The sequence below is a fragment of the Amycolatopsis sp. NPDC058278 genome (assembly GCF_042881395.1).
GTDB lineage: Bacteria > Actinomycetota > Actinomycetes > Mycobacteriales > Pseudonocardiaceae > Amycolatopsis.
Genome location: NZ_JBHVXZ010000203.1, coordinates 1 through 11366 on the forward strand (window position 1 = coordinate 1; position 11366 = coordinate 11366).

8 protein-coding genes and 1 tRNA gene are annotated in these 11366 nt (G+C 70.8%); 3 read left to right on the forward strand and 6 right to left on the reverse strand.

Features of this window, described 5'->3' with window-relative positions; translation table 11 throughout:
• Positions 1-48: 48 nt before the first annotated feature.
• From ACFVYA_RS47820 to ACFVYA_RS47840, 5 genes are all read right to left on the reverse strand, one after another.
• Positions 49-3786: a glycoside hydrolase family 2 TIM barrel-domain containing protein gene (locus ACFVYA_RS47820; RefSeq protein ID WP_387055033.1), complete on the reverse strand. Its 3738-nt coding sequence runs from the start codon at positions 3784-3786 to the stop codon at positions 49-51.
• A 1158-nt stretch (positions 3787-4944) separates the two neighbouring features.
• The gene (locus ACFVYA_RS47825) at positions 4945-5169 is read right to left on the reverse strand and encodes a hypothetical protein (protein WP_387055035.1); all 225 of its coding nucleotides are present in this window, start codon (positions 5167-5169) and stop codon (positions 4945-4947) included.
• A gap of 266 nt (positions 5170-5435) precedes the next feature.
• Positions 5436-7034, reverse strand: coding sequence for a cellulase family glycosylhydrolase (locus tag ACFVYA_RS47830; protein WP_387055037.1), 1599 nt, complete (start codon positions 7032-7034; stop codon positions 5436-5438).
• 232 nt (positions 7035-7266) lie between these two features.
• Positions 7267-7752: a nucleoside 2-deoxyribosyltransferase domain-containing protein gene (locus ACFVYA_RS47835; protein ID WP_285991845.1), complete on the reverse strand. Its 486-nt coding sequence runs from the start codon at positions 7750-7752 to the stop codon at positions 7267-7269.
• Positions 7753-7965: 213 nt separating this feature from the next.
• Positions 7966-8037, reverse strand: a tRNA-Glu gene (locus ACFVYA_RS47840).
• Positions 8038-8177: 140 nt separating this feature from the next.
• On the opposite strand from ACFVYA_RS47840, the gene ACFVYA_RS47845 reads away from it, so the two are divergent.
• Positions 8178-9047: a hypothetical protein gene (locus ACFVYA_RS47845; protein WP_387055040.1), complete on the forward strand. Its 870-nt coding sequence runs from the start codon at positions 8178-8180 to the stop codon at positions 9045-9047.
• Positions 9048-9132: 85 nt separating this feature from the next.
• Here the strand turns inward: ACFVYA_RS47845 and ACFVYA_RS47850 are convergent, their stop codons facing one another.
• Positions 9133-10008 (reverse strand): helix-turn-helix domain-containing protein, encoded by an 876-nt coding sequence (locus ACFVYA_RS47850; protein ID WP_387055042.1) that lies wholly within the window; start codon positions 10006-10008, stop codon positions 9133-9135.
• A gap of 64 nt (positions 10009-10072) precedes the next feature.
• Between ACFVYA_RS47850 and ACFVYA_RS47855 the strand changes: the two genes are divergently transcribed.
• Both ACFVYA_RS47855 and ACFVYA_RS47860 read left to right on the forward strand, forming a co-directional pair.
• A complete protein-coding gene (locus ACFVYA_RS47855; protein ID WP_387055044.1) occupies positions 10073-10699 on the forward strand; it encodes a DsbA family protein in 627 nt (208 codons plus the stop codon).
• A 20-nt stretch (positions 10700-10719) separates the two neighbouring features.
• The coding region (locus ACFVYA_RS47860; protein ID WP_387055046.1) for an MBL fold metallo-hydrolase at positions 10720-11366 on the forward strand (647 nt) is incomplete at its 3' end.

Here is an 11366-nt window from a genome sequence, read left to right on the forward strand (position 1 = left end):
GGTACCTCGGCTACCTGCGCCAGGTCGGTCCGCACCCGGACTACCGGCTCACACGCGCTGGAGGGTGAAGCGCTGGTTGGCACCGCCGCCCGGGGTCCACTGCGAGATGCGGGCGCCGTCGGCGGTCGACGCGCTGAACACGTCCATCGCCAGGCCGCTCTGGCGGTTGACCAGGCTCACCGTGCCGCCGCCCTGGTCCACCACGCGCCACTGCTGGCTCGCGGCGTTGGAATCGGGTTGCTGGCTGATGTCGGCGCCGGTGCTCGAACTCGCGACCTGCAACACCAGGCCGCTGTGCCGCGCCCGGATCCGGTAGTAGCCGCTACCCGAGTCGACGAAGTCGAACTGCTGGTTGAGCCCGCTGGACACCGACCACTGGATCAGCAGCGCGCCGGCCGCGGTGGACGCGCCGTTGATGTCCGCGGCCTTGCCGCTGTGCTGGGCCACCAGCCGGTAGTACACGCCGGTCTGCGGACCGCTGCCGCCGCCCGCCGTCTCCACCGGTCGCCGGGACAGCGCCAGGGCCTGGCCGACATCCGGCAGGGGCCGCAGCCGGTAGGTGTAGGAGTAGTCCCGGTTGGCGAACAGCTTGTACTGGTCCAGAGTCTGCGCGCCCCAGCTGTCGTTGCCGCCGACACCCATCTGGCGGTGGTTGAGCCGCAGCACGACCTCCGACCGCCGCGTCAACTGGTAGTCGTGCCGGGTACCGGTCGACAGGTCCTCCGGGGTGAAGTGCGACGCGTTCACCTCCAGCAGCGGTTCGCCGAACGCGAGCAGGCCACGGCCGCTGCCGTTGACCAACGCCACCCACCGCACGTCGGTCTTGTTGCCATTCTCCTGCGGCCGGATGTAACCGGTCCACTGCCCCGAGACGGTCGAGGAGTACACACCGACGTCGGACCCGCTGTTGCGGTCCCAGTGGTTCTCCTCCGGCCCACGGCCGTAGTAGCGCACCTGCTCCAGGTCCGCGGGCAGGAACAGGATCGTGCCCACCTCCGGGATGTACGGCAGGCTGGTCGCCCCGGGGTGCAGGGTGTTGTCCACCTTGATCTCCCCGTTGCCGTACACCGTGTACGTCGTGGTGTACGTCGACGTGGTGCTGGTCGGCAGGGTGCCGGTGACCGCGATCCGGACGGCGCGGTCCGACGGCTTGCTGACGGAGAACCCGGTCACGGTCCGGTCCAGGCCGGCCCGCCGCCAGGTGCCGTTGCGGCTGGGCTGGCCGTTGCCCCGGTCGTTGTCCGTGGGTGCGCGCCAGAAGTTCGGCACCGGGCCGGAGTTGACCAGCCGCACGCCCATCGCGTCGAACGAGCTGATCGTGCCGGTCGCCTTGGCGAAGACGACGGTGAAGTCCGTGCCCGCGACGGTGACGCGGTCACTGGCCTCGGTGACCGTCAACGCCGGCAGGTCCGCCACCGGTGTCGGCACGACGGGCGGGCTGGAGAAGTTCACCGGGAGCTGTTGCCGCGCCACCTCGTACCCCGCGTCGGCCCAGGCCGTGGTGGTCGTAAGGGTGAACGACAGTTCGAGGAAGTGCTCCTCCCCCGGCGCCGGGGCGGTCGGCCGCTGCACGGGCAGCTGCACGGTCTTGCTCGTCAACGGCGCGACGTCGAGCTGCGCGGCGGTGAGCGCTCCACTTTGGACGACTGTGCCGTCGGCGACCAGCGACCACCGGCCGGTGAACTCGTTGACGTTGGTGAACAGGTTCTCGTTGGTGATCTTGACGACCCCGCTGGTGACGTCCGCGCCCGCCGAGACGGTGATCGCCTGGTAGACCCGCTTGACCTCGGCCGCCTTGCCGGACGGCCGCCGGTCCGCGGTGACGATGCCGTTGGCGCAGAAGTTGCCGTCGTTGGGGTTGTCGCCCCAGTCGCCGCCGTACGCGAGGTAGGTCCCGCTGCCGCCCGACGGGATCGGCCGGCGCAGGCCCTGGTCGACGAAGTCCCAGATGTACCCGCCTTGCAGGATCGGATAGCGCCGGACGATGTCCCAGTACTCCTTGAAGTTGCCGGTGGAGTTGCCCATCGAGTGCGAGTACTCGATCATCACGTACGGGCGGGTGTCGGAGGTGTCCCTGGCGCGGCCCTCGACCGTGGACGGGCTCTCGTACATCCGGGACCGGATGTCGCTGACCTCGCGCCGGTTGTCGCCCTCGTAGTGGACGATCCGGGTCGGGTCGGCCGAGCGGATCGCGTTGCGCATCGACACGAAGTTGCTGCCGCCGCCCGCCTCGTTGCCGAGCGACCAGATGACGACCGACGGGTGGTTCTTGTCGCGGTGCACCATCTGGACGGCCCGGTCCACGACGGCCGCGGTCCAGGCGGAGTTGGAGTCGGGGTAGTTGTCCCGCACGCCGTGGGTCTCCAGGTTGGCCTCGTCCATGACGTAGATGCCGTACTCGTCGGCGAGGTCGTACCACACCGCGTTGTTGGGGTAGTGCGAGGTCCGGACGGCGTTGATGTTGAGCCGCTTCATCAGCTTGATGTCGGTGACCATGTCGTCGCGGGTCAACGCCTGCCCGCGGTCGGGGTTCGTCTCGTGCCGGTTGGTGCCGCGCAACGACACGGGCTGACCGTTGATCCGCATCAGGCCGCCCGAGAGCGTGAACTCGCGGAAGCCGACCCGTGCCGACGCGGTCTGGGTGACCGCGCCGGACGGGTCGCGCAGTTGCAGCACGGCGGTGTAGAGGTTCGGGTGCTCGGCCGACCAGAGCTTCGGGCCCTGGACGGCCTGGGAACCCTGCGCCGTTGCGTCCTGCCCGACCGGCACCGCGCCCACGTCCACCGGTACCCGCAGGGGCGACGGCCAGACGGCCTGCCGGTTGGCGTCGTAGAGCTGGACCTCCACCGAGTACGTCCCCGACTGCTGCGCGCCACGGTTACGCACCGCGACCTTCACCGCCAGGTCGGCGTTGGTGTAGTTGTCCCGCAACGGGGTGGTGAGCGTGAAGTCGCGCAGGTGCACCGCGGGCACCGAGTACAGGAAGACCGGCCGGAAGATCCCGGACAGCCGGATCATGTCCTGGTCCTCCAGCCAGTCCCCGTCCGGGAACCGGTAGACCTCGACCGCGACCAGGTTGGAGCCGGCCCGGACGTAGTCGGTGACGTCGAACTCGGCCGGCGTGTACGAGCCCTCGCGGTACCCGACCTTCGTTCCGTTGACCCACAGGTAGAACCCGGACTTGACGCCCTCGAAGTGCAGGTGGACCCGCCGCCCCTGCCAGGCGGCCGGGAGGTCGAACCGCCGGCGGTACTGGCCGACCGGGTTGAACCGCGTCGGCGCGAACGGCGGCTGGGCGTTCTCGTTCTGCCCGTTGGCGCCCCACCAGGGGTAGGTGTAGTTGACGTAGATCGGGAAGTCGTAGCCGTGCTGCTGCCAGTTGGCGGGCACCGGGATGGTCGGCCAGGCGGTGTCGTCGACGTCGGTGCGGTGGAAGTTCAGGTCACGGTCGGCGGGCTTGGCGACGTGCTTGAACCGCCACGTCCCGGTGAGGTCGAGCCGGTACGGCGACGTGGTGCGGTCGGCGTCCAGCGCCTGCTGGAGGTCGGCGTACGGCATGGAGGTCGCGTGCGGCGGCTCCGAGTTGACCTCGAAGATCCCGATGTTGTTGTTCCACTCGGGGTAACCGTTGGGCGGGTCCACCCACGCCGCCGCGGCTCCGGGTGCCGCGCCGGGAGTGCCCGATGCGATCCCGCCCGGCAGGGCCACGGCCCCCAGAGCGGCGAGCCCCCCGCCGAGAACCGTGCGCCGGCGGATGGATCGTCCCTGGTCCTGCGGTTCGGACATCATCGTCTCCCGTGAGTGCGTGGAACTGTGGTGGGGGCGTCAGGTCCGCAGCTTCCGCTGCCGGTTCAGTCCGGGCTGTGCTTCGACATCGCCCAACGCGGGCACCACCAGCGGCACCGGGATCCTCGGTGCGGGGTGGCCGACCGCGCGACATCCGGCTGGGGCGCGGGCTCTTCAACGGTCGGGAACCCCGACCCGCCTGCTTCGCCAGCGCGATCCCCTGGTGGGTCCAGTTCGCCAGATCGGTCGACGTGTAGCAGGGGATGTCCTGGAACGCGGTGTTCGCCGTCGTCTGGCCGGTCTTGTCCTCACCGAAGCCGTACCAGGTGTTGCCGACCTGGACGATGCCGAGGCCGTGCAACTGCAGCGCGCGACCGGCGGTGTCCGTACGCCGGGCTCCGAGGGTGAAGGTGCTCGCCGCCGCGTGGGGCCGCGGCGCACCGGCACCAGTACCCCGGCCAGGACGACGAGCAGGGGCGAGCGGCCGGTTCGCCTGGCACCTCGGAACCTGGTGCGGTGAGCTGGACATCGGTGCCCTCTCCACGGGAGCAGTCGGCGTCGAACCGGTTCGCTCGATGGGTTCGCCAGGATGGTACGAACCCGGTCGGCGGCAGGTCAACGACGTCTTGCGCCCGGCGGCGGCAAGTGATCATCCGCCGGACGTCGCCGCAGCCCGGGGATCGCCATGAATCCCTTCTGCCGTCTCGATATCGGCGAGTGTGACCCGAGCGGATCCGGCGGCCACTCCCCGACGGCGAGACCGCGCGGGACGTGAAATTTACGCCCAACCGAGCGGGCCGTCGAATCGGTTCGAAGGTGGCCGGTCACTGGTTGCGCAGCACGATCTCCAGGTTGCCCGCCACTTCCTCCGTCAGCGGGTCTGTGGCTCCGAACGCTGGGCACGCTCGTCACGCAGCGGATCGGCCGGCCGCCGCCGGTGCACGGCGACCCGACGACCGCGGTGGCCGACGGGCCCGCCCGCCACGCCTGGGCCCGCGCGCACGGCCCGGCCGGCTTTCCCACCGCCCGGCCCGGCCCCCGTCGTTGTGCCGCCGCCCGGAAACGACGCCGGGCGCTGGCGGCGTCGGTCTCCGCGATGACCCTCGTGGCGCTCGCGGTGGCGGCCTACCTGATCGTCGTGTCGAACGAAAGCTCCAGCTACACCTGCTCCGACGGCACGACGGTCGAGTACTCGTTCGAGTGCCGGAGCCCGACCACGTCGGCCTCGCCCACGACGTCCCGCAGGCCGACCTCGACCGGCTCGGCCACCACGGACGCGACGACCACCTCGCCGTCCAGTGCGGACAGCTCGGACATCCTCGCGGCGTCGAAGCGGGTGTGGCGGGTGGTCGACGAGCTCGGCTCGTGCCGGGTTGAGGACACCAACCTGATGGCCGATGAGAAGTACGGGGTGAGCTGCCCCAGCGGGGAATCTTCTACAAGGTCCTGTGGACGACCGACAGCGCGCGGGCCGACCAGGCGATCGTCGGCACCTACGAGCGCGCGATCGGCACCCCGGCCTGCGACGCGGTGACCGTCTACAACAGCGCCCGGCTGGCAGACCGCCTCGGCTGACCTGCGCCGGGACGGGCCGAAGAACAGGACGTGGCCTGGCTGCGGCGCCCGGCCGGCGCCGCAGCCAGGACCGGTCACGTGGTGCAGGCCGCCGCGTTGAGCGTGACGGCCGACGGTGCGCCCGACGTGCCGTTGGCGGTGAAGCCGAGTGACACGGCCGCTCCCGCGCCCAGAGACGGGTTGTAGGACGGCGCGGTCACCGTGACCGTGGTGCCGCTCTGGGTGAAGGTGCCGTTCCAGCCGCTGGCGACGGTGGCCCCGGCGGGCAGGGTGAACACGACCTTCCACGGATTGGCGGCGCTCGTCGCGGTGTTGGTCACCGTCAGCGCGCCCTGGAAGCCGCCCTGCCAGGAATTGTCCAGCTTCCACGCCGTCTTGCACCCGCCGGTGCCGCCGCCGGACGTGGGGGTCGTGGGTGTCGTCGTTGTCGGGTCGGGCCCGCCGCCGGCCGGTGGGATGAGGTAGGGCTGGAGGATGCTCTGCTTCGCCTGGTTGACCGTGGCCCAGTCGTCGTTGAGGATGCCGCCCGTGTCGCCGGAGTTGGGGTTCCACGACCAGTAGGTGAACGAGATGCCGTTGACGCCGGTCCCGGTGTAAGCCATCAGCTTCTCCAGCCACACCTTGTCGACCGGGTTCGCCAGCGTGGTGCCGAACTCGCCCATCATCAGCGGCGCGATGTTCTGCTTGTACAGGTAACCCCAGTACTTGTCCCAGATCGCGGTCAGGTTCGCCGGGTAGTCAGGCGCGCTGAACCACGGCTGGTTGTAGACCGAGGTGGCGTACTCGTGCGGGGAGTACACCAGCCGGCCGGGCACCGACAGGCGTACCGGGAAATCGCCGGCCTTCGACAGGTTCCCGCCCCACCAGCCGCAGTCCTCGTCGTTGGACGGGTCGCCGTCCCACACATTCGACAGCCCGCCGCTCGGGCAGCTCACGCCCTCGACGAAGATCAGCCAGTTCGGCTGGACGCCCAGGATCGCGTTACCCGCGCGTTCGGCGGCCAGCCGCCAGTCGCGGGCGGTGTCGCCGCAGCCCCAGCACGCGCCGGTCGCGGCCGGGTTGGTGCCCTCGGCGTGCGGCTCGTTGTGCAGGTCCGCGCCGATGACCGTGGTGTTGCCCGCGTAGCGCTGGGCGAGCGTCTTCCAGTCGTTGATCCAGGTGCTCTCCGGGACGCCCGCGGTGTACCAGAGCGGGGTCTGCCCCGAACTGGTCGGCCGGTGCCGGTCGAGGATGACGCGCATTCCCTTTTGGCCCGCGTAGCCGATCACCTTGTCGAGGATCTGCAGTGGCGAGAGCCCGATCAGATCGGGATTGGTGTAGTCGTTGATCCCGGTGGCCTTGGCATCGGGTTTCAGCGCGTCGTCGGAGAACGGCACGCGCAGCGTGTTGTAGCCCAGCTGAGCCATCTGGTCGAGCTGCTGGCGCCAGGTGCGGCTGGACCACAGGCCGTGGAAGGTCTTGTTGTCGGTCTCCATCCCGAACCAGTTGATGCCGGTCAGCCGGACCGTCGCGCCGGTGTTGTCCAGGATCTTGTTGCCGCTGGTGTGCAGGTATCCGCTACCCGTACCGCTTGCCGCCGCGGCGACCTGGCCAGTCGCGCCCAAGGCGACCAACCCGCTCGCGGCCACGACAGCCGCGGCCAGCGCGCCGAACGCCTTTCTCCACTGCGTCATCTGCTCTCCTTTGAGCAATACCCGATTCCTGGGAGCGCTCCCAGAAAGTAGGGTAGCGAACGCGGCCACCCTGTCAAGAGTGCTCGGCCTGCACCCGGCGGCGAGCGCGCTGGGAGTGGGCTGCGGACACGGGGCGAACCATCACCTCGAGGGGCGGGCATCCGCGGTACGCCGACCCATTCCCGACTGTCCCGGAGGAGCGAGCCTTTCCGCCTCGGCGTCGTCCTCGCGATCAACCGTGTGCGGCTTCGATCGCCGCGGTGAGGGTGTCGTCCACCGTGGACCACACCGGCATCCCCGGGCGGTTGATCCGGCACTGCAGGTGGACGTCGTGCTCGCGTGGGTAGCCGGGGTCCGCGCCGACGACGATGCGCCGTCCCTCCCCCAGTGCCTGCCCGAGCTCGAACAGGGCGATGGGCTGCGTGGTCTTCGCCGCGTCCGAACGGGGGAACCAGAACAGGGTCAGCCCGGCCAGCCGCAGGTGGTGCTGCTCCCAGCTGACCTGTTCGAACGCCGCGCCGGGGTCGTGGATCGGGAAGTCCGCCCGGCACGGGTTGAACACGATCAGGGGCCGCGGCGCGCCCAGCAGCGTGCGCACCGCGTGCTCGTGCCACGGCTCGGCCACCGCGGTGATGCCACCGGCGAGGAACACCGACGGCGGATCGCCGGGCCGGGGACGGTGGTAGGTGGGTGCCTCGACGTACCGGTCGGTTTCCATGCGCTTCTCCTCTGCCGTGGTGCTCCTGCGGTGCAACGCGCCGGAAGTGCTCGCCCGATCACCAGGTTCGACTCCTGGCGCCTCGACCACCACGACACGAATCCGTTGTCGTGCCGGGATGATTGGCCGAGTCCGGTAAGGCAACCGTCTCGAAAACGGGTCGATGCTTGTTCGTCACGCGGAGGTCCCGCAGACGCGGACCCTCCTGGTGCGTAGCCGATCCGGGTATCGATCCCGGTCCTTCGCCTTGAAAGGGCGATGACCTAGCCAGCAGTCCCACCGGCCGTGAACCGGCGTTCCGCTGTTGCCGGGGTATTGCGAGCAGCCGGCGGGCACTACCGAAGCTCGAAACCGGGGTCCGGTAGCGCCCGGCCCGGCGCAGGCTGGGCACGTCCCGCCGGGGGCGCGATCGAATGGAGGGGGACGTGGTGAACACCGTGGATCCGGCGAAGGCCCGCCACGAACGGCTCGAGCGGTGGCGCGGGCACCGTGGGGTGCTTGCCGGTGCGGTCGCCGCTTCGGTCGCCACCCTGGTTTCGGGCGCCCTGGCCGGGTTGGGCTTCGGCGGGTTCATGGAGCAGTTCCGGACCATGGCGATCGACAGCGTCTTCGACGACCGCGGGGACGGGGAGCCGCCGTACGTCGTCGTCTGGGGCACGCTCGGTGTTCTCCTCTGTCTCGTCACGGCCACGCTCGCCGGTGCCCTCGTGCGGCGCTACCGGGGACGTTCGGGGGGACCCGTGTTCCCGGTCGTCCTGGCGCTTTCGGGGAGCACGGCCGGCACCTGGGTGTCGGCCCGGGATTGGCTCCCTCCGCTCGCGGTGGGCACCGCGGTGGACCCGGTGTTCCACGAGGACGAGATCTGGGGGTTCTGGGCGTGGGTGTTCTACTACGCCGACTGGTGGGCGCCCGCGCTGCTGCTGACGCTGACCCTGGCCGCGCTGGTCCACGCGGTGGCCTCCGGCTGCCGGCACGCCGAGCTGGCCCGGACCCGGGATCGCCTGCTGGCGCACGGCTGCCGGGTGACGGCGGACGTCATCGAAGTCAAGCTCCGCCTCGCGAGCGACGAGTCGGGCACCCGGATCGCCGGCTCCACCGTGACCGTGTCCTACCCCGACGCGGCGGGCGTCCGGCGCTGGGCGACCCGCCGCTCCCGCGAGACGGGGCTGGTGATCGGGCCCGGCGGTGCCGAAGTGCTCTTCGACCCGGCGCGGCCCGGCGACGAGAAGTCGGTCTTCGTCGCGCTCCGACGGTATCCCGTCCCCGCCGACTGGCTGCCCGCCGGGGGCGCCTGAGCCTCGCCTCATGGGGAACGTGCGGCGGATACCTGATGCCCGTCATGCGGGTAGGCGAAGCCGCAGTCGAGCGAGACCCGCGGCCTCAGCCTTGCGGTCTGACGCGGTCCCGGAAGCCCGCCGGTGTCATGCCCGTGCGGTACAGGAAGTACTTGGAAAAGTTGGACGGGTCGTCGAAGCCGAGCTGTTCGGCGGTCCGGGCGATCGTGTCGTGCCCGTGGGCGAGCAGGCGCTTGGCTTCGAGCACGACGCGCTCGTCGATGAGCTGCTTGGCGGACAGGCCGGTGTTGTCGCGGGCCAAGCGGTTGAGGGTGCGGGTCGAGTAGCCCAGGCGGGCGGCGTAGTCGGCGACTTTGTGCCAGGTGCGGAAGTTCGCCTCGAGCTCGTCGCGGAACCAGAGGAACGCCTGGTGCGTCGGCGGGCGGTGGCCGCTGCCTTCCTGGCCGGCCAGGACGAGGAGGAGCAGGGCCGCGGCGAGGGCGCGGGCCAGTGCGGCGTCGCGGAGACCCGCGGCCGGCGGTGCCGCGGCGGTGGCCAGTGCGGCGTCAAGAGCAGCCGCCGCGGGGGTGCCCGCCATCGTGGCGGCGGTCCAGTGGTTCGGGGTGGTGACGTCCGCGGCGCGGATCAGTTCCCGGGTGCCGCTGTCGATCGCGGCCGGGTTGATCAGGAAGACCTGGCCCTCGATGCCGTCGATGGCTCCCCATTGCTGCACCTGCCCGGCTCGCACCCAGAGGACGTCGCCGGGTCCGAGCGGGTAGCCGGTGAAGTCGACGGTGTGCACGGCGCTGCCCGCCTCGAGCCGGATCATCAGGTCGAAGCCGAGGCGTTGCGGGGCGACGAACTCGTCCAGGCCGGCGCGGGCCCGCATGCGCGCGAGCGAGGTGAGCTCGATCTCGCCGGTCACACCGGGCGGCGGGTCATACCGGACAGAGCGGATGGCGCCTCGCGTGGGATGTCCCATTTTTACCATGGTACGTCCGGTCACGACCGTGAAACCCGCAGGTCAGCTTCCTAGGCTGAGGGGCATGAAAGCGAGATTGACCTACGTGTTCGACGCCTACTGTGGCTGGTGCTACGGCTTCGGCCCGGCAGTCGCCGGGTTCGCCGCCGCGAACGCCGGGCGGATCGAGTTCGACGTCGTCAGCGGCGGCCTGTTCACCGGGGCGCGGGTCGCGCCGATCGGCACCATGACCCACGTCGCCGACGCCAACGCGCGCATCGCCGAGCTGACCGGGGCCGAGTTCGGGCCCGGCTACCGCGCACTCGTCGCCGACGGCCGCTTCGAGATGGACTCCACGGCGGCCGCCGCCGGGTTCGCCGCGCTGCGGGCGGCGGCGCCCGGGCAGGCACTGGCCGCCGCGGAAGCGATGCAGCGGGCGTTCTACTTCGACGGGCTGAGCCTGTCCGAGGCCTCGACCTACCGGCACATCGCCGGACTGCTGGGCCTGGCCGCCGACGACGTGCTGACCGCGTTCAACGCCCGCACCGGGGCGGCCCAGGACTTCAGCCGCGCCGCCCGGCTGGGCGTTACCGCCTACCCGACGCTGCTGCTGCACACCGCGACCGGCGTGGTGCGCCTCGGCGGCCCCACCTCGGCCGCCGCCCACCTGACCGACGCCCTCGACCGCCACCTCACATCTGTTTCGCACTGACACCCCGGAAGGACCGAACCATGAGCACCCTCGGCTACCAGATCATCGATGCGGCCGACACCTCGCTGAACAAGACCAGCGTGCTGGTCACCGGCGAGACCGAAGCCGTCGTCGTCGACGCGGCCTTCACCCGGGCCGACGGCCACCGGATCGTCGCCGCGGTCCTCGACTCCGGCAAGCGGCTGACCACCGTGCTGATCACCGCCGGCGACCCGGACTTCTACTTCGGCGCCGAGGTCATCGCCGACGCCTTCCCGGAGGCAGTGTTCCTCGCGCCCGCCGACGTCATCGCGCACATCCGCGACAGCTACGAGAAGAAGCTGGCCGCGTGGGCGCACCTGGGCGCCAACCTGCCGACCCGCCTGGTGGACATCGCGCCGCTGACCGCGCCGTCGGTCACCGTGGACGGCGTCGCCCTCGAGGTCCGCCGCGGCAGCACGGCACTGGGCGACCGCGCCTGGTACCTCTTCGAGCCGAAGGGACGCGCCCTGCTCGGCGGAGTGCTCCTGTTCGAGGGCCTCCACGTCTGGACCGCCGACAGCGCGAGCACCGAGCAGCGCGCGGAATGGCTGCGCGTCCTCGACGACATCGAGGCGCTCGACCCCGCCTTCGTCGTGGCCGGCCACCGGATCGCCGGCGCGCCGACCGACCTGACGGCGATCCGGCA